Source organism: Streptomyces sp. NPDC056144 (assembly GCF_042264145.1).
Classification (GTDB): domain Bacteria; phylum Actinomycetota; class Actinomycetes; order Streptomycetales; family Streptomycetaceae; genus Streptomyces.
Genome location: NZ_JBHJVF010000001.1, coordinates 443445 through 466209 on the forward strand (window position 1 = coordinate 443445; position 22765 = coordinate 466209).

General features: G+C 73.2%; 31 protein-coding genes. 9 read left to right on the forward strand and 22 right to left on the reverse strand.

From position 1 onward, the window contains the following. Positions 1–33 precede the first annotated feature (33 nt). The 3 genes from ACFC0Z_RS01855 to ACFC0Z_RS01865 all read right to left on the reverse strand — a co-directional run bounded on the left by ACFC0Z_RS01855 (position 34) and on the right by ACFC0Z_RS01865 (position 2630). Positions 34–1038, reverse strand: a complete 1005-nt coding sequence (locus tag ACFC0Z_RS01855) for an ABC transporter substrate-binding protein (RefSeq protein ID WP_376431669.1) — start codon at positions 1036–1038, stop codon at positions 34–36. A gap of 96 nt (positions 1039–1134) precedes the next feature. Further along, positions 1135–1854, reverse strand: a complete 720-nt coding sequence (locus ACFC0Z_RS01860) for an ABC transporter ATP-binding protein (RefSeq protein ID WP_376431671.1) — start codon at positions 1852–1854, stop codon at positions 1135–1137. After that, on the reverse strand, positions 1851–2630 hold the full coding sequence (locus ACFC0Z_RS01865) for an ABC transporter permease (protein ID WP_376431673.1): 780 nt from the start codon (positions 2628–2630) through the stop codon (positions 1851–1853). Before ACFC0Z_RS01865 ends, ACFC0Z_RS01860 begins: the two co-directional genes overlap by 4 nt. Positions 2631–2769: 139 nt before the next feature. Between ACFC0Z_RS01865 and ACFC0Z_RS01870 the strand changes: the two genes are divergently transcribed. Beyond that, the gene (locus ACFC0Z_RS01870; RefSeq protein WP_376431675.1) at positions 2770–3339 is read left to right on the forward strand and encodes a helix-turn-helix domain-containing protein; all 570 of its coding nucleotides are present in this window, start codon (positions 2770–2772) and stop codon (positions 3337–3339) included. Positions 3340–3353: 14 nt separating this feature from the next. On the opposite strand, the gene ACFC0Z_RS01875 is transcribed toward ACFC0Z_RS01870, so the two are convergent. After that, entirely contained in the window at positions 3354–3857 is a 504-nt protein-coding gene (locus tag ACFC0Z_RS01875; protein WP_376431677.1) for a DUF6232 family protein, read from the reverse strand. A 318-nt stretch (positions 3858–4175) separates the two neighbouring features. Here ACFC0Z_RS01875 and ACFC0Z_RS01880 point away from each other — a divergent pair, with 318 nt between their 5' ends. Together ACFC0Z_RS01880 and ACFC0Z_RS01885 are read left to right on the forward strand one after the other, a co-directional pair. After that, on the forward strand, positions 4176–5210 hold the full coding sequence (locus ACFC0Z_RS01880) for a zinc-binding dehydrogenase (RefSeq protein WP_376431679.1): 1035 nt from the start codon (positions 4176–4178) through the stop codon (positions 5208–5210). 32 nt (positions 5211–5242) lie between these two features. Further along, the gene (locus ACFC0Z_RS01885) at positions 5243–5626 is read left to right on the forward strand and encodes a MerR family transcriptional regulator (protein WP_376431681.1); all 384 of its coding nucleotides are present in this window, start codon (positions 5243–5245) and stop codon (positions 5624–5626) included. A 25-nt stretch (positions 5627–5651) separates the two neighbouring features. On the opposite strand, the gene ACFC0Z_RS01890 is transcribed toward ACFC0Z_RS01885, so the two are convergent. Together ACFC0Z_RS01890 and ACFC0Z_RS01895 are read right to left on the reverse strand one after the other, a co-directional pair. Beyond that, a complete protein-coding gene (locus ACFC0Z_RS01890) occupies positions 5652–6485 on the reverse strand; it encodes a class II glutamine amidotransferase (protein WP_376431683.1) in 834 nt (277 codons plus the stop codon). A gap of 107 nt (positions 6486–6592) precedes the next feature. Continuing rightward, the gene (locus ACFC0Z_RS01895) at positions 6593–7189 is read right to left on the reverse strand and encodes a VanZ family protein (protein ID WP_376431685.1); all 597 of its coding nucleotides are present in this window, start codon (positions 7187–7189) and stop codon (positions 6593–6595) included. A 402-nt stretch (positions 7190–7591) separates the two neighbouring features. On the opposite strand from ACFC0Z_RS01895, the gene ACFC0Z_RS01900 reads away from it, so the two are divergent. Together ACFC0Z_RS01900 and ACFC0Z_RS01905 are read left to right on the forward strand one after the other, a co-directional pair. Next, a complete protein-coding gene (locus ACFC0Z_RS01900) occupies positions 7592–8161 on the forward strand; it encodes a DUF4230 domain-containing protein (RefSeq protein ID WP_376431687.1) in 570 nt (189 codons plus the stop codon). Positions 8162–8251: 90 nt separating this feature from the next. Further along, positions 8252–8707: a hypothetical protein gene (locus tag ACFC0Z_RS01905; protein ID WP_376431688.1), complete on the forward strand. Its 456-nt coding sequence runs from the start codon at positions 8252–8254 to the stop codon at positions 8705–8707. Positions 8708–8714: 7 nt separating this feature from the next. Here the strand turns inward: ACFC0Z_RS01905 and ACFC0Z_RS01910 are convergent, their stop codons facing one another. Further along, positions 8715–9572, reverse strand: a complete 858-nt coding sequence (locus ACFC0Z_RS01910) for an RNA polymerase sigma factor SigF (protein ID WP_376431690.1) — start codon at positions 9570–9572, stop codon at positions 8715–8717. A gap of 174 nt (positions 9573–9746) precedes the next feature. On the opposite strand from ACFC0Z_RS01910, the gene ACFC0Z_RS01915 reads away from it, so the two are divergent. Both ACFC0Z_RS01915 and ACFC0Z_RS01920 read left to right on the forward strand, forming a co-directional pair. Further along, positions 9747–10169 carry an ATP-binding protein gene (locus ACFC0Z_RS01915; protein ID WP_376431692.1) on the forward strand — a complete coding sequence of 141 codons (423 nt, stop codon included), beginning with the start codon at positions 9747–9749 and terminating at the stop codon, positions 10167–10169. 96 nt (positions 10170–10265) lie between these two features. Next, the gene (locus ACFC0Z_RS01920; protein ID WP_376431693.1) at positions 10266–10514 is read left to right on the forward strand and encodes a WhiB family transcriptional regulator; all 249 of its coding nucleotides are present in this window, start codon (positions 10266–10268) and stop codon (positions 10512–10514) included. 38 nt (positions 10515–10552) lie between these two features. Here the strand turns inward: ACFC0Z_RS01920 and ACFC0Z_RS01925 are convergent, their stop codons facing one another. Continuing rightward, complete coding sequence (locus tag ACFC0Z_RS01925) at positions 10553–11023, reverse strand: ATP-binding protein (protein ID WP_376431695.1); 471 nt, start codon at positions 11021–11023, stop codon at positions 10553–10555. Positions 11024–11229: 206 nt separating this feature from the next. Here ACFC0Z_RS01925 and ACFC0Z_RS01930 point away from each other — a divergent pair, with 206 nt between their 5' ends. Next, a complete protein-coding gene (locus tag ACFC0Z_RS01930) occupies positions 11230–11457 on the forward strand; it encodes a DUF5133 domain-containing protein (RefSeq protein ID WP_376431697.1) in 228 nt (75 codons plus the stop codon). Positions 11458–11521: 64 nt separating this feature from the next. Here ACFC0Z_RS01930 and ACFC0Z_RS01935 read toward each other — a convergent pair whose 3' ends face one another. From ACFC0Z_RS01935 to ACFC0Z_RS01950, 4 genes are all read right to left on the reverse strand, one after another. Further along, positions 11522–11683, reverse strand: a complete 162-nt coding sequence (locus tag ACFC0Z_RS01935; protein ID WP_376431698.1) for a hydrophobic protein — start codon at positions 11681–11683, stop codon at positions 11522–11524. 76 nt (positions 11684–11759) lie between these two features. Beyond that, positions 11760–12095, reverse strand: a complete 336-nt coding sequence (locus ACFC0Z_RS01940; protein ID WP_376431700.1) for a hypothetical protein — start codon at positions 12093–12095, stop codon at positions 11760–11762. Between the two features lie 256 nt (positions 12096–12351). Further along, positions 12352–12726, reverse strand: a complete 375-nt coding sequence (locus ACFC0Z_RS01945; RefSeq protein WP_376431702.1) for a PRC-barrel domain containing protein — start codon at positions 12724–12726, stop codon at positions 12352–12354. Between the two features lie 61 nt (positions 12727–12787). After that, positions 12788–13012 carry a DUF6458 family protein gene (locus ACFC0Z_RS01950; RefSeq protein WP_376431704.1) on the reverse strand — a complete coding sequence of 75 codons (225 nt, stop codon included), beginning with the start codon at positions 13010–13012 and terminating at the stop codon, positions 12788–12790. A gap of 192 nt (positions 13013–13204) precedes the next feature. Between ACFC0Z_RS01950 and ACFC0Z_RS01955 the strand changes: the two genes are divergently transcribed. Then, entirely contained in the window at positions 13205–13348 is a 144-nt protein-coding gene (locus ACFC0Z_RS01955) for a hypothetical protein (protein ID WP_376431706.1), read from the forward strand. Positions 13349–13438: 90 nt separating this feature from the next. Here the strand turns inward: ACFC0Z_RS01955 and ACFC0Z_RS01960 are convergent, their stop codons facing one another. The 10 genes from ACFC0Z_RS01960 to ACFC0Z_RS02005 form a co-directional block, all read right to left on the reverse strand. Continuing rightward, complete coding sequence (locus ACFC0Z_RS01960; RefSeq protein WP_376431707.1) at positions 13439–13630, reverse strand: hypothetical protein; 192 nt, start codon at positions 13628–13630, stop codon at positions 13439–13441. Continuing rightward, on the reverse strand, positions 13627–13854 hold the full coding sequence (locus ACFC0Z_RS01965; protein ID WP_376431709.1) for a DUF6479 family protein: 228 nt from the start codon (positions 13852–13854) through the stop codon (positions 13627–13629). Before ACFC0Z_RS01965 ends, ACFC0Z_RS01960 begins: the two co-directional genes overlap by 4 nt. Positions 13855–13984: 130 nt before the next feature. Beyond that, a complete protein-coding gene (locus tag ACFC0Z_RS01970; protein ID WP_376431711.1) occupies positions 13985–15445 on the reverse strand; it encodes a catalase in 1461 nt (486 codons plus the stop codon). A 59-nt stretch (positions 15446–15504) separates the two neighbouring features. Further along, entirely contained in the window at positions 15505–16656 is a 1152-nt protein-coding gene (locus ACFC0Z_RS01975) for a YihY/virulence factor BrkB family protein (RefSeq protein ID WP_376431712.1), read from the reverse strand. Positions 16657–16984: 328 nt separating this feature from the next. Beyond that, the gene (locus ACFC0Z_RS01980; protein WP_376431714.1) at positions 16985–17410 is read right to left on the reverse strand and encodes an SsgA family sporulation/cell division regulator; all 426 of its coding nucleotides are present in this window, start codon (positions 17408–17410) and stop codon (positions 16985–16987) included. A gap of 136 nt (positions 17411–17546) precedes the next feature. After that, a complete protein-coding gene (locus ACFC0Z_RS01985) occupies positions 17547–17948 on the reverse strand; it encodes an STAS domain-containing protein (RefSeq protein WP_376431716.1) in 402 nt (133 codons plus the stop codon). Further along, entirely contained in the window at positions 17945–19045 is a 1101-nt protein-coding gene (locus tag ACFC0Z_RS01990; protein ID WP_376431718.1) for a B12-binding domain-containing protein, read from the reverse strand. Before ACFC0Z_RS01990 ends, ACFC0Z_RS01985 begins: the two co-directional genes overlap by 4 nt. Further along, positions 19042–20712, reverse strand: a complete 1671-nt coding sequence (locus ACFC0Z_RS01995) for a PP2C family protein-serine/threonine phosphatase (protein WP_376431720.1) — start codon at positions 20710–20712, stop codon at positions 19042–19044. Before ACFC0Z_RS01995 ends, ACFC0Z_RS01990 begins: the two co-directional genes overlap by 4 nt. 217 nt (positions 20713–20929) lie before the next feature. Further along, a complete protein-coding gene (locus ACFC0Z_RS02000; protein WP_376431722.1) occupies positions 20930–21400 on the reverse strand; it encodes an ATP-binding protein in 471 nt (156 codons plus the stop codon). A 111-nt stretch (positions 21401–21511) separates the two neighbouring features. Further along, a complete protein-coding gene (locus ACFC0Z_RS02005) occupies positions 21512–22711 on the reverse strand; it encodes a PP2C family protein-serine/threonine phosphatase (protein ID WP_376431724.1) in 1200 nt (399 codons plus the stop codon). Positions 22712–22765: the final 54 nt, after the last annotated feature.

A 22765-nucleotide genomic window follows, 5' to 3' on the forward strand; every position in this document is an offset into this window, starting at 1 on the left:
GGGTGCGGCTCTGTGGCTCTGTGGCTCTGTGGTTCAGTGGGATGCGACGGTGACGGCGCCCGGGTCGGCTGCCGCCAGGGGCGCGGGGTGCAGGTGCCGGAGCAGCGCGGCGCGGTCGGCGGAGCCCGTCAGCCCCTGGGTGGCCTTCGCCCAGGCGGCCTCCTGCTCCAACTGGGCCAGCAGCTCGGGCGAGAGGGTGGCGCCGTAGACGTAGCGGGGCTGGAAGGCGTCCACGTAGCCCGCCTGGAGCGCGCCCTTGGACTGGGCGAGCACGGCCTTTCGCGCGGCTGACGGGTTCGCGGCGATCTCCCGCTGGGCCTTCAGCAGCGACCGGAGCACGGCGGTGGTGGTCTCCTCGGTGGCCTTCGGACCCGCGACGAGCAGGGTCCGGGCCGTGTACCCGGTGAAGCGGAGCTCGGCGTAGCGGTCGCCGAGGGCGGTGCGGGCGGAGTCGTAGAAGCTGGGGAAGGTGAGCCCGGCGTCGATGTCCCCACGTGCCAGCGCCGAAGTGACCTGGTTCGGGGCGAGGTTGACCGTGGTCACGTCCGCGGCCGTCAGCTGTGCGGAGGCGAGCATCCGCGAGAGCGCGTACTCGACGTTGGTGCCCTGCGGGACTCCGACCTTGCGGCCCTTCAGGGCGGCGAAGCCGGTGATCCGCCGGTCGGTACGGGTCAGCAGGCGCCAGTCGGAGAACCGCGACAGGTCGGCGACGACCCGCAGGTCCCGCCCGCCCAGAACGGCCGTGACGGCGGGCAGGTCACCGACGACGCCCAGCTGCGCCTGGCCGCCGAGTACGGCGTTCAGCGCGTCCCGGCCGGTGGGCTGGGTGGTCACGGTGGCGTCGATGCCTTCGGCGGACCACAGACCGCGCTCCTGGGCCACGTAGACGGGCGCACCGCCGAGGTGGTCGCTCGCGGCCAGGGGGACGGCGGGGCGGCCGCCCGCCGTGGGGCCGGATCCACCACCGGCGCAGGCGGAGGTGAAGGCGCCGAGCAGGACCGCTGTCAGAAGGGCGGCTGCGACGCGGGGTCTGGGCATGGGAAGGGTCCTTTCGGGACGGGGGAGTGGCAGGGGTGAGGGAGGGGGTAGAGGTGAGGGAGGGGGCAGAGGTGACGGAGGACGTCGTCGTGGACGTCAGTCGGAGCCGAGGTGCCGTGCGATCAGCGCGCGCAGCCCCGGGTCCGGCGCGCCGGCGGGCACCTCCTGGTCGGCGAGGACCCGCCCGGGAGTGCCGCCGAGGACGACGACCCGCTCCGCGAGGGCCAGCGCCTCGTCGATGTCGTGCGTGACGAACAGGACGGTGGTGCCGCGGCGCTGCCACAGCTCCCGCAGCAGGGTCTGCATCCGGGTCCGGGTCAGCGCGTCCAGGGCGCCGAACGGCTCGTCCATCAGCAGGACTTCGGGCTCGGCCGCCAGGGCGCGGGCCAGCGCCACGCGTTGCTGCATGCCGCCGGACAGCTGCGCCGGGTACTTCTCGGCACCGTCGGCGAGCCCCACCTCGGCCAGCGCCGCGAGAGCCCGTCGTCGGCGTTCCTCGCGCGGCAGACCGTGTCGCTTGAGGGCGAACTCCACGTTGCCGCGGGCGGTGCGCCACGGGAAGAGCGCGTAGTGCTGGAAGACGACACCCCGCTCCGGGCCCGGCCCGCGCACCGGAGCGGAACCCGCCGTCACCCGCCCTTCGGTGGGCCGTACGAATCCGGCCACCAGGTTGAGAATCGTGGACTTGCCGCACCCGCTGGGGCCAAGCAGTGCCGTGAACGAGCCCGCCGGAAGCTCCAGATCGGTGCGTTCCAGCACCGGTCCGGCTCCCTGGTAGCGGACCGACAGCCCTTCCAGCCGTACGTCCAGGCTCATGAGGCGCTCCAGTGCACGAACCGGCGGCCGACCGCGGCCAGGAGGGCGTCGACGGCCACGCCGAGCAGTCCGAGCACGAGCAGCCCCGCGAACATCCGGTCCACGCGCAGGAACTGGCCGTCCACCTGGAGCCGGTACGCCAGCCCGCTGTCCGCGCCGCCCAGTTCCGCCGCCACCAGGGCGAGCAGCGCGACCGAGGCGCCGTAGCGCAGCGCGGCGAGCAGCGCCGGTGCGGCGGCGGGCAGGAGTACCTCCGTGAACCGGCGGTGCAGCGGCGCACCCAGTGAGCGGGCCGCCCGCAGATGGGACACCGGCACCCGGGAGACCCCGTCGTGGACGTACAGCCAGACGGCCAGCAGCACGGCGTACGCGATGAGCAGGCGCTTCGCGGTCTCCCCGATGCCGAACCAGGCGGTCGCGAGCGGGACCAGCGCGATGGCCGGGATCGGACGCAGGAAGGAGACCACGGGGGTGACGGCCGCGGACAGCCGCGGCAGGTATCCGGTGGCGAAGCCCAGAGCGCTGCCGACCAGGGCGCCGAGCGCGAATCCCTGCCCGGCGCGGGCGAGGCTGGCGCCGACGTCGGAGGCCAGGACCCCGCTGCGGGCGCTGTCGGCGAGAGCGGCCGCGGTCTCACCGGGCGTGGGCAGTAGCCCCGGGGCCACCGCACCGGACCGGGCGAGGAGGAACCAGAGCGCCAGTACGGCGGCTGCCGCGCCCAGGGCCGGGCCCAGTCGGCCGAAGGCCCTGCCGGGCGGTGAAGGGGTGGCGTGCACGGGACGACTCCTCGTCGGTCACTCACTCGTTGATAAGTGAGGTCAATAATTGACGAGGTTTATGAAGGTGGTGTTGCGGCAGTGCGAAACGTCCCGGGAGCCTCCGGCCCGTGATCGGCGATGAGGTACGTTCACCTGCATGTCTCGCCCCGAACCCACACCCGAGGCGATCGAGGTCGGACGGGTGATCCGGAGCTGCCGCACTCAGCGGGGAGTCTCCATGGCCGTCCTCGCCACCCGCTCGGGCCTCTCCCAGCCCTTCCTCAGCCAGCTGGAACGCGGCCTCGCGACCCCCAGCCTCAGCTCGATCTACCGGATCGCGGAAGCGCTGGACGTCACCCCCGGAACCTTCCTCCGGCCACCCGACCGGCCGGGTGCGGTCAGCCACGAGAGCGACCCGCAGGTGATCCGCGTGAACGAGGCCACGGGCCAGTTCGCCCACGTCCTCATCCCCGGCGGACGCAGCACGCAGATGGAGGCGTACGAGCACCACTTCGCACCCGGCCAGGGTGAGCGAGGCTGGTTCGAGCACCCGGGCGAGGACTTCCTCTACGTACTGGAGGGCGAGATCCTCCTCGAAGTCGAGGGCGAGGAACCCCTGCTCCTGCGCGCCGGCCAGAGCGCCCACCACAGGGGTGAAGTCCCGCACCGATGCCGCTTGCCGGGACCGGCAGCCGCCCGCACCCTGCTGGTCATCTCGAACGCCTAGGGGGCGTCACCCGCTCAGAGTTTGATCCCCGTGTTTCCCCGCCCGCCGTGCATGTGGACGACGGAACCGAAGTTGTTCGTGGTGTTGTGCTGTTCGAGGACGGCGGTGAACTCGTAGTCCGGGTGGTCGATCGCGTACACGATCTGCCCGGCGACCACGCGCAGTTCGTCCATGCTCGGCATGGTCAGCAGCACCCGGGAGCCGCTGTTCAGCTCGACGACGAGCACCGGTTTCCTCGACCGGATCAGGACGGCGCAGACGGCGAAGAAGGCGATCGCGAGCAGGATGCCCGGGACGTGGCCGCCACCCCCGTCCGCGAGGTCGAGCTGGTCGGCGAGCGGGAATGCCAGAATCGCCAGAAGCAACAGGATTGCGCCGACCTTGCCCCAGGCGGGCCGCAGCCTGAACACCTCGACCCAGCTGATGTTCCGCACCGGAACGGCCGCCGACGCGACCCACAGAATGTGCCGTTCGACCCGGAGTTCCAGCCGCGCTCCCTTACGGGGAGGCAGCGGCATCGGCGGTATGCCGGCAGGGGGCTGAGACGGCGGCCGGGGCGGAACCGGCGGCGGAGTCCCGGGAGGTGGTGAGCCGATGCCGCCTGTGTGGTTCATGGTTCCCCCCGGCTGTCGTCACGACCACCCGCGCGGCGCGTGGCGCGGGAGCATCATTAAGCCCGCGCGGGCTCGTGGGACGGCAGACGAGATACGGCCAATGTCATGCCCCTGAGGAGAGGGCCCCGTGGTGGCGAACTCGCGGGAGGAGCTTGACCCTCACCCGCGGGTCAGGGGTTAGCGTCGCCGGACTTCGTCCCCGTACCGACCCCGGAGACCCCTATGAGCGCCGCAGACCTGCCCGAATCCGCCCTGGAGATCCGCCTCGCCTCGGTACCCGAAGGCCTGCCGGAAGCCGGGCACTTCACCCTGACGCGAACCCCGCTGGCCGCGCCCGAACCCGGCCAAGTGCTCGTGCGCAACCGGTACTTCCTGGTCTTTCCCGGCCTGCGCACGCTCATCGGAGGCCGGATGAAGGGCCTGCCGCTGCCGTCCCTGGCAGCCGGGCAGGTCCTCTTCGGCCCGGCCGTCGGCGAGGTGGTCGCCGCATCGGGGGACGGGCCGCTGAAACCCGGCGACACCGTCGTCCACCTGGCCGGCTGGCGCGACCACGCGCTGCTGCCCGCCGACGAGGCCGTCTCCGCGGGCGACGCCCTGCCCACCCCCGTCGCACACCTGGCCCAGGGCGCGGCCCCGTACGGAGCGCTGACCCGGCAGGCCCGGGTCCGTCCCGGCGACACCGTCCTCGTCACGGGCGCGGCCGGTGCCGTGGGCACCCTCGCCGGGCAGATCGCCCGCCTGCTGGGCGCCACCACGGTGATCGGCACCACCCGTTCCCCGCACAAGGCCGACCGGCTCGTACGGGAGCTGGGCTACGACCGCGTCCTGATCGCCGGCCCCGGACAGCGGCCGTTCGCCGAGCAGTTGGCGGCGGCGGCCCCCGACGGGCTGGACGTCGTCCTGGACACCGTCGGCGGTGAGCAGCTGACCGCCGCGCTGGACAGCACCCGCTCCGGGGCCCGGGTGGCCCTGGTCGGCGCGCTGGCCGGACAGATGTCCCCGCACACGGCCGGCGACAGGGCGCCCGCCGAGATCGACACCTTCGGCCTGGTCGTCCGGGGGGTCACCCTGACCGGATACGCCGGAGCCGACCACCCCGGTGTGGACGAGGAGTGGACCCGCCGCTTCGGCGCCTGGCTGCGCTCCGGCGAGATCCGGTTCCCGTACACGGAGATCGAGGGAATGCACGCGGCCCGCGCCGCGTTGCCCGAGCTGATCGCCGGCCGCCATTTCGGCGCGGTGGTCGTACGGCTGTAGCGGAGGCCAGGTACGTGAGGGGGTGTGGGGGAGTGCGGATCGGTGACGCCGCGGCGGCCGCGGGAACCACCCCGAGGGCGCTGCGCCTGTACGAGGAGCGCGGCCTGCTGCCGCCCGCCGAGCGGACCCCCTCCGGCCAGCGCCGGTACGGGGACGCCGACGTCGCGCTGGTCCGCGTCATCCGGGGCCTGCTCGCCCTCGGCCTCACCATCGAGGACCTGCGCACCCGCGCGGACCGGCTGCCGCTGCTCGCCCGGGACCCGGCCCCCGCGTGCGGCTCGGCCGGGACGGACGAGAGCGGCGGCAGCGGCCTCGCGCCGGTCGTCGACCGTCGCATCGCCGCCCTGGACGCCGAGATCGCCCGCCTGACCCGCCGCCGCGACGAACTGGCCCGGCGGACCCGGCGGTCGCCCTGAACGGCGCATCCCGTGGACCGACGGCTCAGGCAGCCACCGGAGCGAAGCGGTGGAGTTCGTCCGTGCCCGGCTGCACGACGCCGTAGCTGTTCTCCGGCACCTCGTTCCAGGCCCCCGGCAGGTCCCCCAGGGGCTCGGAGACGACGAGGCGGGTCTCTTCCGAGATGCCCCGCAGGAACGCGACGTCGGGGTGGAGGCGGCGCAGGGCGTCGACGCGGCTGCTGTAGAAGAGCGAGCGGGACGCGCGGGCGCTGGAGTAGCGGAAGACCCAGACGCGCTCGCCGTCGGTGAGGGCGAGCGTCATCTGGAGGGGGTCGTCCACCCCGTGCTCGCGGCCGACCCGTTCCACGATGCCCGCCATCCTGGCGACGGCCGCGGGCGGGTCGTCGTCGAGGCCGTGGGTGAGGGCCAGGTAGAACATGACCTCGGAGTCCGTCGTGCCCTCGATGTCCGCGTAGAGCGCGGGGTCGACGCGCAGGGTCAGGTCGCGGCGCAGCAGCGGGAAGCTCGCGATGGCGCCGTTGTGCATGAACATCCAGCGGCCGTGCCGGAAGGGGTGGCAGTTCGCCTGCTGCACGGCCGTTCCCGTCGACGCCCTGATGTGGGCGAAGAAGAGCGGGGACGCGACGTGGGACGCGAGCTCGCGCAGGTTGCGGTTGCTCCACGCGGGCCCCACCTCCCGGAGCAGCGCCGGCGTGTCGGTGTGCTCCGAGTACCAGCCGACGCCGAATCCGTCGCCGTTGGTCGTCTCCACCCCCAGTCTGGAGTGCAGGCTCTGGTCGATCAGGGAGTGGGCCGGACGGTAGAGGAGCGTTTCGAGCAGCACCGGCGTCCCCCGGTACGCGAGCCACCGACACATAGCGATCACCTGGATTCCCGCGCGGTACCGGGCCGCCGCGCCATCCGCTCCTCCCATTCTCGGCACGGGCGTCCCGGGCCGCCACAGCGGGGGAGGGGCGGCGGGGCTCAGGAGCCCGGGGCCGCCGGGGTGCGGGCCGGGCGCCGCCGCTGCCACCAGCGGGGGCGGGTCCGGGGGTGTACGGCCCGGCCCAGCCGCCGGCCGACGGCCAGGTAGCCGAGCAGCGCGCCCGTCGTGTTGAGGAGGACGTCGTCGACGTCGAAGGCGCGGCCCGTCACGAGCGCCCCCTGCACCAGTTCCACGAAGAGCATGGTGGCGGCGGTGAGGAGCGCGACACGGAGGAACCCGCGGGCCTTGCGGGACAGCAGCGGCAGCAGGATGCCGAAGGGGACGCCGAGGGCGATGTTCCCCCCGAGCTGTTTCACGGTGTCCAGGAACGCGGGCCGGGTGAGATAGGCCTCGATCGAGCGCCCGGGTGTCAGGTTGCTGTGGGTGAGGGGCGCGGACGCCGGCGACGCCTCCAGCGTCAGCCGGGCCAGCACCACGGCGAAGGCCACCGAGCAGGCGAGGGCCGCGAGGGCGACGAGCGCCCGCACGAAGCGGCCCGGGCCGCGCCGGTCGGGGGCGCCGGCCGGGGGCGCGGCGGTGCCCGGATCCGTACGCTCGGGGCCTTCGACGGCGCGTACCGCAGCTTCCGCGCCCACCGCACCGTCCCCCGCGCCCGCTTCCCCGCCGGCGGAGGCGGCGCCCCGTCTCTTCCGGTTCCCTCGCGACACTCTCCGACCGAACATGAGCCGTCTCCTTCCCCGGGCGTCCTCGTGCGTCCGGCCGAATCCCGCGTACCCGCGCCCGGCGGCCTGCATGCGTCGCGCCCCGCCGTGTCGTCCGCCTCCGCAACAACCATCTCGTTTGTCACAACTGACCTCAGCTGATGGGTAGTTGCGTGTGCCCCGGGCGAACTCGGGCAACCGGTCGGCATGGGAGAAGAAGAAACGGATAACCGCCCCGCGCCCGAACGACGTTCGGGGCAGCGTCCCCGAGGGAAGCGTCCCCGAGGGCGGTGGCGACTCGCCGCCGGCGCGCTGCTGGTGCTCGCGGTCGCCCTCATGCTGATCGGCCAGTTCCTCCGGCTGCCCGGTCTGGACGTCTTCGGGACGGAGACGCGGGACCGCTCCGGCCCCGCCGTCCTGAAGTCCGTCCAGGACCTGAGCCGGTACGAGGGGGCGGCGGGCACCTATCAGGTGGTCGTCGACCTGGAGCACGACGCGCGGTTCCTGCCCGACGGGATCCGCGGCACCCGCACCCTGTACGTGGCGAGCGGCAGCGTCGCCGCGTACGTCGACTTCGGCGGGCTCGGGGACGACGCCGTGACCGTCGACGCCGGCCGCACCGAGGCCACCCTCCGGCTGCCGCGCGCCCGGACGGCCGACCCGGCGCTCGATCCGGAGCGGTCGTACGCCGTGTCGAAGCAGCGCGGTCTGCTCGACCGGATCGCGGACCTCTTCTCGGACAACCCCGCCGGCGAGCAGGCCGTCCAGGTCCTCGCCGCCCGGCGCATCGGCGAAGCGGCCAGCGCGTCGGACCTGACGACCCGGGCGGAGCGGAACACCGCCGCCATGCTGCGGGAGCTTCTCCGGGGCCTGGGCTTCGAACGGGTGACCGTCACCTTCGTCTGAACGGGATTCCCCCGGCCGGAAGGCGCGCCGTCCGGGGGATGTGCGGACCGGCACGCCCGTGCCGGTCCGCCGACGGGGCAAGAGGCTTCCATGAGCACTCACGAAGACGACCGGGACGCCCCCGGCGCCCCGGATGTCCCCGCCGCCCCTGACGCCCTCACCATCGAAGCCCTGGGCTCGCTGTGCAAGGCGCTGGAGACCGCGGAGCGCGCCCGGGGGCATCTGTACGGTTTCCACCAGCTGACCGGCACCGCGGACTTCGAGCTCGACCGGGCGGTCCGGCTCCTGCGGGAGGCCGGGCACCACGCCTGGGCGGACCGGGTGGAGACGGAGATCCTGGGACGCAACGTCATGCCGGGCCACTGGACGTACGAGATCGTCGACGCCTACAACGAGACCTACTACGAACCGTTCCGGCAGCTGGAGCGCACCGCGGTCGCGGCGCTGTCCGGCGGCCGTGAGCACCGTTTCGAGGCCCGGCTCCAGCGGGAGCGCCGTACTCCCGGCCACCCCGACCACGCCCCGGCCACGGGAGCCGACGCGTGAGAACGGCTCAGACGGCGGCGGTGCCCAGCAGGCCCTCGCGCAGGCGTTTCACGGTGCGCGAGAGGAGCCGGGAGACGTGCATCTGGGAGCAGCCCAGCCGCTCGCCGATCTGCGCCTGGGTCAGTTCCTCGACGAACCGCAGGTGGATGATGTGGCGGTCGCGCTCGTCGAGGTCGGCGATGAGCGGGGCCAGCGAGTGGAAGTCCTCCACCAGTTCCATGGCGTGGTCCTCGGTGCCGATGAAGTCGGCCAGGGAGGCGTCGCCGTCCTCGTTCTCGGCGCCGAGCGCGGCGTCGAGCGACGAGGAGTTGTAGCCGTTGGACGCCAGCTGTGCCTCGGTGACCTCGTCCTCGCTCAGGCTCATCAGGTCGGCCAGTTCCTTGACCGTCGGCATCCGTCCGAGCCGGGTGGAGAGTTCCTCGTTCGCCTTGGCGAGCTCCACGCGCGCTTCCTGGAGCCTGCGGGGAACGTGCACCGCCCAGGAGGTGTCCCGGAAGAACCGCTTGATCTCGCCGACGATGTAGGGGACGGCGAAGGTGGTGAACTCGACCTCGCGGGCGAGTTCGAACCGGTCGATCGCCTTGATCAGGCCGATCATGCCGACCTGGACGATGTCCTCCATCTCGTCGGCGCGGTGGCGGAAGCGTCCGGCGGCGTACCGGACCAGGCTCATGTTCATCTCGATCAGGGTGTTCCGCGCATACTGGTACGCGTGCGTCCCCTCCTCCAGCGTCGCGAGCTCCTGGAAGAAGACCTTCGACAGGGCCCGCGCGTCCCTGGGCGCGACCGCCGACGTGTCCGGGATCTGCGGCAGCGTCCCCGTTCCGGACTCGACCTCCGCCATCGACATCGTGGTGACCGTCACGCCTGTCCCCTTTCACGTGTGTTCCTCATCGGGATGAGTGGTCAACCCGAGACTGCTCGCCTACCCCGACTTCGCACCCTCAGACCTACGGATTCCCGAGAGATTTCCGTCCGGTGTTCCCGTCCCGTGCCAGGGGGTAGGCGGAAACCCTGACCGGTCGTCCGAAGGAGGGACATGAAACGGGACCCTTCGATGAGGGCCGTCGGCTGGGCGCGGTCGCTGCCGATGGGCAGCAGCGTTAAGGAGGCCCGCGACTGGACGCGCGAGCACCTGGCGGCGCTCGGCTGGGACCGTACCGCCCCCGGCGTGGCCGACTCCGTCGTGCTGGCGGTCTCCGAACTCGTCACCAACGCCCATGTGCACGCGCGCAGCGACGCCCAGCTGATCCTCACCTGGGACGAGGAGTGCCTGCACGTCACCGTGCACGACGCCTCCTCGTCGGTCCCCGAGCAACGCGATCCGGACGAGGGCGCGCTGGGAGGGCGCGGGATGCTCCTGGTCGACGCGCTCGCCGACGACGTGCGGACCGTCCCGTGCCCGCGCGGCAAGGGCGTCACCGCCTGCTTCCGCACGACCGCCCGCGGCCGCCCCGACTGAGGCGGGTCTCACGGACGGACGAGGCGGGTTTCACGGACGGCCGAGCGGTCAGGCGAACGGGGACACCCATCCCTACGCATGTGCCAGGAGGCTCACATGGACGGCTGGCGTGCGGCCGCGGCCTGCCAGGAGGTCGACCCCGATCTGTTCTTCCCCGTGGGGCACGGCGCTTCCGCGCTCGCCCAGACGGAGGAGGCCAAGAGCGTCTGCCGGCGTTGCCCGGTACGTGAACCGTGCCTGCGCTCGGCACTGGCGCAGCCACACCCTCCGTCGGGCGTGTGGGGCGGCCTGACGGAGGTCCAACGGAGTTCCCTGATGCGCCGGCGCGCCGACGACCGCGGCTGAACCGGCGGGCTGCCGGTGCGCCCGTGCGCTCGCCGGTCCTACGGGTGCGCCGGGTCGGCGGCGTCCTCCGGCAGCAGGGACAGGCGGGCCCGGACCCGCTTCCCTTCCGGAACGGGTTCCACGGTGAGGCTCTCGCAGACGGCGACGACGATCTCGACGCCGTGCTGGCCGATACGGCCCGGGTCGTGCCCGCGCGGGACGGGAGCGGCGGTCCCCTGGTCGAAGACCGAGATCTCCAGGGCCTCGTGGCTCAGTTCGAGGAGGAGCCGACAGGGGCCGGCCGTGTGCCGGATCGCGTTGGTGACCAGTTCGCTGACGACCAGCTGCGCGAGCTCGACGCGTTCGGTGCCCACCGGTCCGTGCAGCACGGCCGGGGCGCCCGCGAGGAACTCGGCCGTGAAGGCGCGGGCCGACGCGATCGCCCCGCCCCGGGAGGCGTCGGCGTAGACGACGCCCGCGGAGAACAGGGGCTCGGGGACCGCGCGCTCCGCGGTGATCGCGTCCGTCATGCCGCTGGTACTCCCTTCGTTCCGAGCCGGAGGCCGGGCTCCTGGTACCCGCCTTTCCCCTCTTCACGGTTCCCACACCGCGCGTACCGCGAATCACACCCGCTGACAGTGCGTCAAGAGGCGGAGGGTGTGGGATGCCCCGACCGGGGTACACGCGCCCCGAACCGGGCGGTCCCCCTCCGCCCCGCCGACGACGGGAGCAGTACGTGCTGATGGCCCACCCCGCGGTCCTGCGCAACCTCATCGACGAGTACGAGACGCTCAAGGTACTGAACGCCGAGAACGGCGGCGAGGAGGTACGGCGGCGCATGGACGACCTCGCGTACACGCTGTGCGTGACCACCGGCACGCGGGACGTGGACGCGGCGCTGATCGCGGCCCGCCACCGTCTGCCGGGCGCGCGCCCCGAGGACGACTCGGTCCTGAGCGCCTGATCACGCGGCCGAGCCCGGCACCCTCCTGACGGAGGTGCCGGGCTCGGCCGTGCTCCGGGGATTGCTACCAGCGGTACCAGCGGCCCGCGCCGCCCTTCGGCCGGGCCACGAAGCCCAGCAGCCACAGGACGAGCACGATGACGGCGACCCACCAGAGCGCCTTGACGACGAAGCCGGCGCCGAAGAGCAGCAGGGCGAGAAGCAGGACGAGAATCAGGGGGACCATGGGGGTCTACCTCCGTGAAGTCGATGACGGGAAACTGACGTGCGGGGGCTCGCGCCGGGCGGAAAGAGCCGCCGGCTCAGCCGTGGCGCCGGAGGAACAGGGCCACCGGGCCCAGGCCGCGCCGCGCGGCAAGGCGTCCGGAGCGGCGCCCCCACCCGTACCCGACGGCGAGGACGGCAGCCGCCCCGGCCACGGCACCGGCCGTCACGGCCGGGTGGGCGCGCGTGGCGCTCCACCGGCCGCCTTCGGCGCCGCCGGCCGCACGCGCGCGGTCGTTCTCCGCGACCGGCGCGGGAAAGAGGAGCAGGTCCGAGTCGGGTCCGTCTCCGCGCGTCCGGTCGGGTTGGGCCGGGACGGCGCAGAGACCGGTCCAGGGGAAGGGGTTCCGTCCGCTGTTCTCCGAAGCACTCATGGGCTCCGTCTCGCCGGAGATCCGCACGTTAAACCTGGTGGGTCCCGGAACGGGCGGTCAGGGCGGCGGTCAGGGGAAGGGGCCGCTTCCGTGGCCTGGCGGTTCGGCCTGCCGCCTTCCCCGAGGGCAGACCCGGGGGACGACACGCCAGTGGCCCGCACCTCCTCGAAGGTGCGGGCCACTCAGGGGCGCCTCCGACCCACGGCAAGGGGAAACCGTGGATCACCGGCACGAGCGGGCCGGGCGGATCGGCTGGTCAGAAGCCGCCCATGCCTCCGGGGAGGTGCCAGGACGAGCGGTAGTACTGGTCGATCTCGTCACGGTACTGGCGGTCGGCGAGGTGCTTGTCGGAGACGAACTCAGGTGATTCCTTGACCTGTTCCTTGGTCAGGGTCAGGTAGAGGGTCTCCTCCTCCGGTTCCACGCGGGTCACGGCCCGGGCCGGGATGAGCACCTCCTTGCCGAAGATCCAGACGCCGGTGTCGACGACGAGGTAGGAGTCGTCCACCTCGTCGGAGTGCTTGTCGACCTTGCCGATGTGCCCGTCGGATGCCTCGACTCGCCATCCGGTGAGGTCGGTGCCCGTCAGGTGGCCGGATTCGGTGGTGAAGGACCACAGGTGGTCGGTCATTGCTGTCACTCCTTTGTCGCTGTGTTCGTGCAGGGTGTGGCGCCGGTCGGCGCGGGCCGCCTCAGAGCGAGTCGTGACGGTCGTGGTCGGTGACCGTGGGCGCCACGGGCGGGACCACCATGCGGCGGCGGCGCAGCACGCTGGTGCAGACGGCGGTTCCGAGCAGGCCGACGACCATCAGGATCACGCCGACGAGGTCGAGGTCGACGCTCTGGATCTCCCAGTCGGTCGCGAAGGTGAGGATGGCGCCGACGGCGATCATGGCGATGAACAGTCCCAGACCCATGGTTGGGCTCCTTCCCTGCGGGTTGGACAGCGTCCGCGTACCCCGGTCGGCGGGCATCATTCCGCCGTGATTCCGAAGAAGAACTCGGTTCCGGAACACCGTTCATGACGAGGCGTCGGGAAACGGGGAGGTGTGAGTCCGCCGTCCGGGGCAACACGACGTGTCAGGACACGGACATCGGAGGAGAGTCCCATGACCGCACTGCTCGACCGCCTCAAGCGACTCGCCCGCAGCCCCCAGGGCCGCGGCGCGGCGGAGTCCCTTCGCCGCGCCGCGACCGACCCTCACAAGCGCGCCCAGGCGCGCCGCCTGTTCGGCAAGCTGCGCCGCCACTGAGGCGCGCACGTCAGGCCGCTCGCGGCCGGACGCCCGAGGCCCCGCGCGATACACGGCGCGGGGCCTCGGGCGTGTCGTGGCGCGGGGCGGTCAGCCCCCGTGCTCTCGGGTCTGCTCCTCGCGCCCCACCCCGGGGCGCTGGCGCTTGGCGGTGTGACCGCCGGCGTCGTTCCTGCGGGTGGTGTCACGGTCGTCGTGGGCCCGACCTCGCCGCTCCTCGCCGGCGGCCTCCCGTCCGGTTCCGCCGGCGTTCCGATCCGGGTCGTGCGCGTCCGTCCTCATCGCTCCGTCCCGTCTTCCGGGGTCGACCAGGAATCCCGCCTCGACTCCGCGGGCGGCGCCTGGGGGACACCGGCGCCGCGCCGCCTGCGGGCGACGCGCCGTGAGCCCCACCAGAACGCGGCGATCAGCACGGCGACCAGCACCACGCCCACCAGGATCAGGAAGAGCGAGGACGAGCCGGACGCGGCGAGTCCGGTGGCGGTGGTCAGGGAGAGAGTCATCATGGCTGCCTTTCTGACGGGGCCGAATGTCCGCGCGCGGACGACTCCGAGTCGTGCCGCTCAGGGCGCGTACCCCGTCTCCCGGGTTGCACACCCCACAGAAGGGCCGAAACCGGGACATCCTCCCTTGGGTCTACCCGCCCTGCTTGGCTCGGACGCCCTCGGCGATGCGCTTGCCGATGCCCGCGTCGATGCTGGTCCAGTACGCGAAGGCGCGCTCCAGCACCGGTTCGCTCACCCCGTCGAGAAGGTGACCGACGACGTTGTCCACGAGGCGGTCGCGGGCCGCGTCGTCCAGGACCTCGCGCACGAGGGTGCCGGGCTGCCCCCAGTCGTCGTCCTCCGCGTGCGAGACGTAGGCCGAGCGGGTGATCTCGCCGTCGGCGGTCCAGCTCGGCGGGCTGCCGTACCGCGCGGTGTCCGCTGCGGGACCGCCCTTGGAGTTCGGCGCGTAGACCGGATCGGACGTCTTCCGGTACGCCATCGCCCCGTCCTTGGAGTACGTGTGGACGTCGACCACGGGCGCGTTCACCGGAAGCTGCTGGTAGTTGGTGCCCAGGCGGGCCCGGTGCGCGTCCGCGTACGAGAAGAGCCGGCCCAGCAGCATCCGGTCGGGACTCGGCCCGATGCCGGGGACGAAGTTGTTCGGCTGGAAGGCGGCCTGCTCGATCTCGGCGTGGTTGTCGGTCGGATTGCGGTCCAGCGTCATCCGGCCCACGGGAACGAGCGGGTAGTCGCCGTGCGGCCAGACCTTGGTCAGGTCGAACGGGTTGAACCGGTACGTCTCCGCCTCCTCGTACGGCATCACCTGCACGTGCAGCGTCCACGAGGGGTGGTCGCCGTCCCGGATGTGCTCGAACAGGTCCCTCATGTGGAAGTCCGAGTCGACCCCCGCCAGGCGGTCGGCCTCGGCCTGCGTGAGGAACTCGACGCCCTGGTCGGTCTTGAAGTGGTACTTCACCCAGAAGCGCTCACCGGAGGCGTTGATCCACATGTACGTGTGCGAGGTGTAGCCGTTCATGTGGCGCCAGGACCGGGGGATGCCCCGGTCGCCCATCAGCCAGGTGACCTGGTGCGCGGACTCGGGCGACAGCGTCCAGAAGTCCCACTGCATGTCGTGGTCGCGCAGGTTGCTGTCCGCACGCCGCTTCTGGGACCGGATGAAGTGCTGGAACTTCATCGGGTCCTTGACGAAGAACACCGGCGTGTTGTTGCCGACCATGTCGTAGTTGCCCTCGGACGTGTAGAACTTCACCGCGAAGCCGCGCGGGTCCCGCCACGTGTCCGGGCTGCCGCGCTCGCCGGCGACCGTGGAGAACCGGGCCACCAGATCGGTACGGGTCCCGGGCTGGAACAGCGCGGCCTTGGTGTACGCGCTGACGTCGTGGGTGACCTCGAAGTGGCCGAACGCGCCGCTGCCCTTGGCGTGCGGTTGGCGCTCGGGGATGCGCTCCCGGTTGAACTGCGCCATCTGCTCGATCAGATAGGCGTCCTGGAGGAGGACGGGACCTCCCGGTCCCACGGTGAGCGAGTGCTCATCGCTCTCCACCGGCGCGCCGGAGTCGGTCGTCGTCGCGGGTCGGGCCTCTGTCATTTCTCTGCCTTTCGTCGTCGCGTCCGCACGCCTACCCTCTGTCCGCCCGAGGAAAGCCGCTACTTGAGATCCGTCGCCCCGGTGCCCCCGGCAGCGTCCGTCGAGCCCCTCCCGGGTCGTGGTGCCGCGCCCGGGTCCGGCAGCCCCGCCTCGCGGCGCTCCTCGTCGCTCCACGACCGGGTGTCGCGCGGCCTGACGTACGGTTCCCGGTCCGGCGGCATGCCCCCGACCACCGCACGCCGGCGCAGCATCTCGGCGTCGAACTCCAGCCCCAGCAGCATGGCCAGATTGCCGATCCACAGCCAGACGAGGAAGACGACGACGCCGGCCATGGTGCCGTAGACCCGGTTGTACGAGGCGAACGCGGAGACGTACACCGCGAAGCCCGCCGAGGCGGCCATCCAGATCAGCAGGGCGAGCACGCTGCCCGGGGTGATCCAGCGCCATCCCCGGCCCTTGGCGTTCGGGCTCCCCCAGTACAGCAGGGTGATCATGACCACGGCGAGCAGGAGAAGGGCGGGCCATCTGGCCACCGACCAGATCGTCAGGGCGGTGTCGCCGACGCCCAGCGCGTCTCCCACCCGGCGTGACGCGTCGCCGCTGATCACGAGCAGCAGGGCGCCCGCGGCGGCGGTCGCCATGAGCGCCGCCGTCATGCCGAGCCGGATCGGCAGCAGCTTCCACCAGGGGCGGCCCTCGGGCACGTCGTGGACGCGGTTCGCGGCACGCACGAAGGCGCCGACGTAGCCGGACGAGGACCACAGCGCCACCAGGAACCCGCCCCCGGCCACGAAGGCGCCGGTGGCGGTGCTGCCGCTCAGGGTCTGCAGGGCCTGTTCCAGGGCGTCGCGGGCCGGTCCCGGCGCCAGTTCCCGGAGCCCTTCCGCCACCCGCTCGGTGGTCCGCCGTCCGCTGATCCCGAGCAGCGAGACCAGAGCGAGAAGTGCGGGGAACAGCGACAGCACGCCGTAGTACGTCAGCGCCGCCGCGCGGTCCATGAGCTCGTCGTCGGTGAACTCGCGCACCGACCCCTTCAGCACCGCGAACCAGGAGGACACGGAGAGGTCGGCGGGCGAATCAGGGGCGCGCTCCTCGACGGCGGCGCCCGGTCCGGCGCCCTCGGCGCGGGACGGGGCGGGGGTCTGGGCGGGGGTCGGGACCCAGGTCGGGGACCCGGAAGTCCGGTGTGCGGGGACGCTGCCTTCGGCCATGCCCCGACGGCTAACCGGCCCGGCCGGTCCCATGCCGGGGCCGTCGACGTCGAAGGCGCGGCCCGTCACGGGTGCCCTCTGCCCGGCCTCTCGCGTCCAGGCATGGTGAATCCGCGTGACTTTGCGTCGGTTCTTCCTCGCCGTGCGCGGGGCAGACGGAATGCCTGACCGATCCTCGGGAGGAGAGACATGACACGGGACCCGCCCTCTACGCGGGCCGTCGGCCGGGCGCGGTCACTGCCGATGGGCAGCAGCGCGAAGGCGGCGCGCGACCGGACGTGCGAGCACCTGGCCGCGCTCGGCTGAGGGAGGCGCTTCCCGCTGCACCTCAGTGCCCCGGGGACGCGAGCAGCGGGCCCCAGTCGATGTGGCCTTCCTCCGTGCCCTGCGGCACCAGGACGAATGTCTCGCGCACGAAGCTGCCGATCGCCTCCTGCTCGCAGCGGACGACGGCGCACTGTGCCGTCGGCCCGAGCCGGAGCAGGAGCCCGCCGTCGGGGGTGGGACGGATCCGGACATCGCCGTCGCCGGTGGGGCCGAGCGATCCGGCGAGGACCATCTCGCGGTCGACGCGCCACACCACCGGGTCCTCGCCGAGGAGGTGGAAGGTGATGCTCAGGGCGTGGGGATCGCGGGACTCGTAGCCGACGGTGGTGTGGATGCGGACTGCTCCGTCCGTGGTGAACAGGTCCATGGCCATCGGCTTGACGAGGCCGCGCGGTGCGGGGAGCGGTGCGACGGGGGGCTGGTGCATGAGGTCCTCCTGCTGAGGGGCTGTCAGCGAGCGGGTGCGATGTCCGCTTGTCCCGTCCTGCCCCTGTTACACCTCGTGACGCCGTGGTGGATGCGTCGGCGGTGTCGCGATTCGGCGGAGGGCGTGAGGGCCGCCGTCAGGGACCGGCGGGGCGGGGGCCCTCCGCCGTGCCGCTCGGGGTGTCACCGTCGGGCGCCGCAGTCTCGGACCGCCCCGTCAGGTGCTCGTAGGTGCCGGTGAGGAGGAGCAGCCGGTCGAGGAAGGGCGGTCTGCGGTCGAGGTGCAGCGGGGCACCCGCGGCCTCGGCGAGCCGGTGGAGGGTCAGCAGGGCGGAGAGGCCCGTCGAGTCGCAGAGGGTGAGTCCGGCACAGTCGACGCGGAGGGCCGTCGGGGCGTTCCTCGGGGCGAGGCCGCCCCGGACCGCGTCCAGCAGTTCGTCGGCGCTGTCCCAGGCCAGGTCGCCGGAGAGCGCCACGTACAGGCTCCCGTCGGGCGCGGTGCCCGCCTCGACGCCGAAGGTGTGGTCGGGTGTGGTCACGAGCGGGGGCCCGGGGCGGGCGGGGCGGTCACGGGGAGGAGGGCACGGCGCCCGGCGGCGAGGTGCGCCAGCGTGCGGGGGAAGTCGCGCTGGGCCTCGGCGAGCAGGTCGAGGGCGGTGACCAGGGCGTCGCCCGGGACGCCGCGGGTCCGGAGGATCCCGGCGGTCCAGGTGACGAAGCCGGTGAACAGCTCGGGGTCGTCGGTGTAGAGGGAGGCGCCGAGGAAGTCGACGATGTGGGCGAGGTCCTCGGCCGTCCGCTCCCGCTGCCGGTCGGTGTACGCGGCCATCGCGGGGACCGCGTCCGCCAGGCCCTGGAGGGTCTGGCGGACCAGCCGGGTCCGGGCACGTGTGACCAGGGTGTACTCCTGGTCGGCGAGGTGGGGCGGGTCGGCCGCCGGTCGGGCCGGGTGCGGCCGGGGCGGACCGGCGGCGAGGAGCCGGGCGGCGGCCCGGGCGTCCGGAGCCCAGCCGTCGGCGCCCACGAGACGGGCGTAGCGGCCGTCGGGGCCGAAGGCGGCGCCCCCGACGAGGACGGGGAGTCCGATGGCCTGGACGGCGGTGACGGCAGCGTGGGCCGCGGGGAGGCGGACCGGCAGGGAGGACGAGAGGGCGACGACGTCCGTCCCGGTCTGGTGAAGGTGGGCGACGAGGTGGGGGGTGGGGACGTGAGCTCCGAGGTAGTCGACGAGGAAGCCCCGGCCGCGCAGGGCCTCGGCGAGGAGCCGGGCGGGAAGGGCGTGCCACTCGCCGTCGACGCAGGCGACGGTGATGTGCCGGGGCGTCCCACCGGTCTCCGGGCGGGGCGCGGCCGTGCCCTCCGCGCGGTGGGCGAGGGCCGCGACGACCCGGTCCTGGATGGCGGTGGCGGCGTGCTCCTGGGCGACGCCGATGCGGCCGGCGGCCCATTCCACGCCGATTCCGGCCTGGACGGGGCCGATCACGTCGAGGAGGAGGTCCTCGGCGGGGACCCCGGCGTCGTGGGCGCCGAGGACGGCGGCGGTGGCAGCCTGTTCGTCCCTCGCGTCCAAGGCTGCCCACAGCCGTCGGCGGGTGGCGGCGAGGACGGCAGCCGGGGCGGTGGTCTGTGTGCTCATGCGGTGTACCTGCCCCGGGTGTGGCCGTTCACCGCGGACAGATGGGTGGTGTGCGGCGCGGTGATGGCCACGACCGCCATGTCGTCGTGAGGACCGTTGCCCACCCAGTCCCCGGCGATCATCTGCACGCGCTCGACGACGGCCTCGGCCGGGAGCCCCACGCACTCGGAGAGCGCGGAGCGCAGCCGGTCCTCGCCGAACATGTCGGGGCCGAGGGGCCCGCCCCGGGCCTCCGTGATCCCGTCCGTGTAGAGCAGACAGGTCTCGCCGGGGGAGAGGTCCACGGTGGCGGACCGGCTCGTGACGACGGGGAGGGCGCCCACCAGGGTCCCCGCGGTGTCGGCCTCCTCCACCTCTCCCGTGGCCCGCAGGACGAGCGGGCGGGGGTGGCCGGCGCTGGTGAGCCGGAGCCGCACCCGGCCTCCCGTGCGCCGCACGGAGGCCAGGACCAGGGTGGCGAAGCGGGTGTGCCGGGTGGACAGCAGGGCGCCGTTGAGCAGCCGCAGGACGTCCTGGTGGTCGCCGGCGAGGGGCAGCAGGGCCTGCACGGTGCTGCGGATCCGGCCCGTGAGCACGGCGGCGTCCAGCCCCTTGCCGCACACGTCGCCCAGGACGGCGAGCGTCTCGCGGCCGTCGTCGGCGCCGGGGTGCACGTCGTAGAAGTCGCCGCCGATCCGGTCGGTGTCCCGGGACGTGCGGTAGCCGCCGGCGAAGTCGACGCCGTCGACGTGGTGGAGCCGGGGCGGGAGGAGTTCGGCGATCAGCGCGCGGGTGACGCGTGCCTGCTCCGCGTAGAGGCGCGCGGCCGAGAGGGCGGCGCCCGCGCGGGCGGCGAACAGCCGGGCGAAGTTCTCCTCGGAGGCGTCGAAGGCACGCCGGCCGCAGCGCCGCAGCAGGACCAGGGCGCCCGCGGCCACGCCGTGGCCGGGCAGCGGGGTGATGGCGACGGAACCGGGGGTCCCCCCGAAGCCCTCGGGTACGGCCCAGGACGGCAGTTCGGCCGGGTCGATCCAGCGGGCGGGCACCGGCGGGAAACCCCGCAGCGCCTCGGCGAGACCGGGCACGACGGCCGGGTCGAGGGTGAGCTGCGTCCGCTTGAGGACCCCGGCCATGGCGGTGACCACGGTGGAGCGGTTCCGCATCCCGGGCGGGGAGATCACGAGGGCCGCGTCGCCGAGGTGGGCGGCGGCGAGCAGGGCCGCCTTCTCCAGGCAGCGGTCGGGGTTGAGCGAGGCCAGCAGCTGGGTGGAGGCCTCGGCGAGGATGGCGTGGCGCTCCCGTTCGGTGCGCAGGGCGTCCTGTGCGGCCGTCAGGTCGGAGTCGTCGACCAGCCACCAAGCCACCTCGCCCTGGGCGGACTCGGTGGGGTGGGCCCTCAGGAGCCTTCCGTCGTGGCTGCCGCGCAGCGGGGCGGGTACCGCCCCGGCGGGTGCGCGCGCCGGGTGGTCCAGCCGCCGGTGGGCGTCGGCGAGCCATCGCGGGACGGCTTCGTGCAGCGCCTTGCCGACGCCCAGTCGAGGGAAGAGGTCGGCGGCGGCGGCGTTGAACTCCACCACGCCGCCCTCGCGGTCGGCCACCACCGCGGGGTGCGGCGAACCGCGCCACCAGGGGTTCCCCGCTTCCGTGGCCTCCCGGGAGCGGCTGGACTCGTCCTCGAAAACAGTCATAAGCGTGGCCCGCGCGTCGTGGGCCCGCCACCTTCCCACTCGACGACGGCTCGTCCGTCCACCCTCGCGCAGGGGGCTCCGCACATCAAGTGAACGCCCCTCTTCCGGTACGTGTACCGCCTGGCCCCGCACGATCCCCACGATTCCGGCACGGATGCTTCACCGGAAGACGACCGCGGCTGAACCGGCGGGCCGCCGGTGTGCCCGCGCGCCGGTCCTACGGGTGCGCCGGGTCGGCGGCGTCCTCCGGCAGCAGGGAGAGGCGGGCCCGGACCCGCTTCCCTTCCGGAACGGGTTCCACGGTGAGGCTCTCGCAGACGGCGACGACGATCTCGACGCCGTGCCGGCCGATGCGGCTCGGGTCGTGGCCGCAGGGGACGGGGGCGGTGGTCTCCTGGTCGAAGACGGAGATTTCCAGGGTGTGGTGGCTGAGTTCGAGGAGGAGCCGGCAGGGGCCGGTGGTGTGGCGGATCGCGTTGGTGACCAGTTCGCTGACGACGAGCTGCGCGAGTTCGACGTGCCCGGTGCCGACGGGTCCGCGTGGCAGGGTCGGGGCGTCGGCGAGGAACTCGGCGGTGAAGGCGCGGGCCGACGCGATCGCCCCGGCCCGGGAGGCGTCGGCGTAGACGACGCCCGCGGAGAGCAGGGGCTCGGGGACCGCGCGCTCCGTGGTCATCGCGTCCGTCATGCCGCTGGTACTCCCTTCGTTCCGAGCCGGTGGCCGGGCTCCTGGTACCCGCCTTTCCCCTCTTCACGGTTCTCACACCGCGTGCCCCGCGGACCACCCGCGCGCCGCGCGTCAGGGGGACGCCTGCGCCCTCCCCGCGTGCCGTCCCCCGTCCGGCGTCTCGGCCCCGTGGCCGCGCCAGTCGAGACAGAGTACGAGGACGGGGGCCGACGCGCCACGACGGGTGTCACGCAGCGCCCGTACGACGGCCCGGGGGACGTCCGCGCCCTTCCGGCGGTGGACCCGGGCGAGGGAGCGGGCGACGAGACCGTCCGGTGCCTCGTCCCCGCCGGCGGCCGTCTCTCCTGCGCCGTGGGCGACGAAGACCAGTCGGTCGCCGCGCAGAAGGCGCAGGCGCTGGGGATCGTAGACGGTGTCCTCGAACATGCCCAGGGGCAGTTGGCGGTCCAGGTCGATGCGTTCGGTCCCGGTGGAGCGGAGGCGCCAGAGCGTCGGCGACCCGGCGTCCACCACCTCGGTCTCCCCGGTGGGCAGGTCGATCCGGAGCAGCAGTGCGGAGAGCGGGTGCCGGCCGCGGTACTGCCCGTAGAGCGCCTGGTCGGTGAGGCTCGCCTGGGTCACCAGGTCGAGGCCGGCCCGCCGGGCGTTGCGGAGCGCCATCAGGGCGAGGGTGCTCGCCAGGGCGGCCGGGGTGCCCGGGCCGGCGCCGTCGGCGACGACGATCACCAGGTCCCGCTCGGTGGCGCTCCAGTCGAGGAGGTGCCCCCCGGAGGCGTAGGAGGGCTCCCAGTGGGCGTGGAGGTCGAAGGCGGGTCCGGAGCAGGCCCGGCCCGGAAGGGTGTCCCACTGCATCTCCCCGGCGAGGCTGAGGGTGCGCGTCCTGCGGGTGCGGCGGTACAGGTCGGTGTGGCGGTCGGCGACGCGCAGGGCGTGTCCGAGGGTCTCGGCGACCCTCGCGAGGCTCGCGGTGGTCTCCGGCGCGCACCGGTCCGCGGGCAGGACGACGACCAGGACGCCGAGGCGGTCACCCCGGACAGTGACGGGCAGGTAAACGGTCGCCGTGGGCCCGCCATCACGAAAAAGATATGGTTGCTGGGTGCGGAAGACGCGGCCGGCGGGGCCCGTCCCCACGGGCGTGTGCGGCCTCCCGGCAAGTGTCTGGACGGGCTCCACGGGGCGCAGGGTCGTGAATCCGTAGTCGACGAGCAGCAGGTCGGCGGAGGTCGCGGCGTACAACTGCGCGAGACTGGCACGGAGTGAGTCCAGGAGGAGGTGTGGTGCCGCCCCGCGCAGTGCGCCTTCCACCGTCACGTATCGATCCACCGGATCCTTACCGCCTTCTGGAGAGATGTGGAGATGACCGGT

Excerpts from the sequence above, each read along its gene's own strand:
- ACFC0Z_RS01855 (WP_376431669.1), bottom strand. The coding sequence starts at position 1,038 with ATGCCCAGACCCCGCGTCGCAGCCGCCCTTCTGACAGCGGTCCTGCTC.
- ACFC0Z_RS01860 (WP_376431671.1), bottom strand. The coding sequence starts at position 1,854 with ATGAGCCTGGACGTACGGCTGGAAGGGCTGTCGGTCCGCTACCAGGGA.
- ACFC0Z_RS01870 (WP_376431675.1), top strand. The coding sequence starts at position 2,770 with ATGTCTCGCCCCGAACCCACACCCGAGGCGATCGAGGTCGGACGGGTG.
- ACFC0Z_RS01875 (WP_376431677.1), bottom strand. The coding sequence starts at position 3,857 with ATGCCGCTGCCTCCCCGTAAGGGAGCGCGGCTGGAACTCCGGGTCGAA.
- ACFC0Z_RS01880 (WP_376431679.1), top strand. The coding sequence starts at position 4,176 with ATGAGCGCCGCAGACCTGCCCGAATCCGCCCTGGAGATCCGCCTCGCC.
- ACFC0Z_RS01890 (WP_376431683.1), bottom strand. The coding sequence starts at position 6,485 with ATGTGTCGGTGGCTCGCGTACCGGGGGACGCCGGTGCTGCTCGAAACG.
- ACFC0Z_RS01900 (WP_376431687.1), top strand. The coding sequence starts at position 7,592 with ATGCTGATCGGCCAGTTCCTCCGGCTGCCCGGTCTGGACGTCTTCGGG.
- ACFC0Z_RS01905 (WP_376431688.1), top strand. The coding sequence starts at position 8,252 with ATGAGCACTCACGAAGACGACCGGGACGCCCCCGGCGCCCCGGATGTC.
- ACFC0Z_RS01915 (WP_376431692.1), top strand. The coding sequence starts at position 9,747 with ATGAAACGGGACCCTTCGATGAGGGCCGTCGGCTGGGCGCGGTCGCTG.
- ACFC0Z_RS01920 (WP_376431693.1), top strand. The coding sequence starts at position 10,266 with ATGGACGGCTGGCGTGCGGCCGCGGCCTGCCAGGAGGTCGACCCCGAT.
- ACFC0Z_RS01925 (WP_376431695.1), bottom strand. The coding sequence starts at position 11,023 with ATGACGGACGCGATCACCGCGGAGCGCGCGGTCCCCGAGCCCCTGTTC.
- ACFC0Z_RS01935 (WP_376431698.1), bottom strand. The coding sequence starts at position 11,683 with ATGGTCCCCCTGATTCTCGTCCTGCTTCTCGCCCTGCTGCTCTTCGGC.
- ACFC0Z_RS01940 (WP_376431700.1), bottom strand. The coding sequence starts at position 12,095 with ATGAGTGCTTCGGAGAACAGCGGACGGAACCCCTTCCCCTGGACCGGT.
- ACFC0Z_RS01945 (WP_376431702.1), bottom strand. The coding sequence starts at position 12,726 with ATGACCGACCACCTGTGGTCCTTCACCACCGAATCCGGCCACCTGACG.
- ACFC0Z_RS01950 (WP_376431704.1), bottom strand. The coding sequence starts at position 13,012 with ATGGGTCTGGGACTGTTCATCGCCATGATCGCCGTCGGCGCCATCCTC.
- ACFC0Z_RS01955 (WP_376431706.1), top strand. The coding sequence starts at position 13,205 with ATGACCGCACTGCTCGACCGCCTCAAGCGACTCGCCCGCAGCCCCCAG.
- ACFC0Z_RS01960 (WP_376431707.1), bottom strand. The coding sequence starts at position 13,630 with ATGAGGACGGACGCGCACGACCCGGATCGGAACGCCGGCGGAACCGGA.
- ACFC0Z_RS01965 (WP_376431709.1), bottom strand. The coding sequence starts at position 13,854 with ATGATGACTCTCTCCCTGACCACCGCCACCGGACTCGCCGCGTCCGGC.
- ACFC0Z_RS01970 (WP_376431711.1), bottom strand. The coding sequence starts at position 15,445 with ATGACAGAGGCCCGACCCGCGACGACGACCGACTCCGGCGCGCCGGTG.
- ACFC0Z_RS01975 (WP_376431712.1), bottom strand. The coding sequence starts at position 16,656 with ATGGCCGAAGGCAGCGTCCCCGCACACCGGACTTCCGGGTCCCCGACC.
- ACFC0Z_RS01980 (WP_376431714.1), bottom strand. The coding sequence starts at position 17,410 with ATGCACCAGCCCCCCGTCGCACCGCTCCCCGCACCGCGCGGCCTCGTC.
- ACFC0Z_RS01990 (WP_376431718.1), bottom strand. The coding sequence starts at position 19,045 with ATGAGCACACAGACCACCGCCCCGGCTGCCGTCCTCGCCGCCACCCGC.
- ACFC0Z_RS01995 (WP_376431720.1), bottom strand. The coding sequence starts at position 20,712 with ATGACTGTTTTCGAGGACGAGTCCAGCCGCTCCCGGGAGGCCACGGAA.
- ACFC0Z_RS02000 (WP_376431722.1), bottom strand. The coding sequence starts at position 21,400 with ATGACGGACGCGATGACCACGGAGCGCGCGGTCCCCGAGCCCCTGCTC.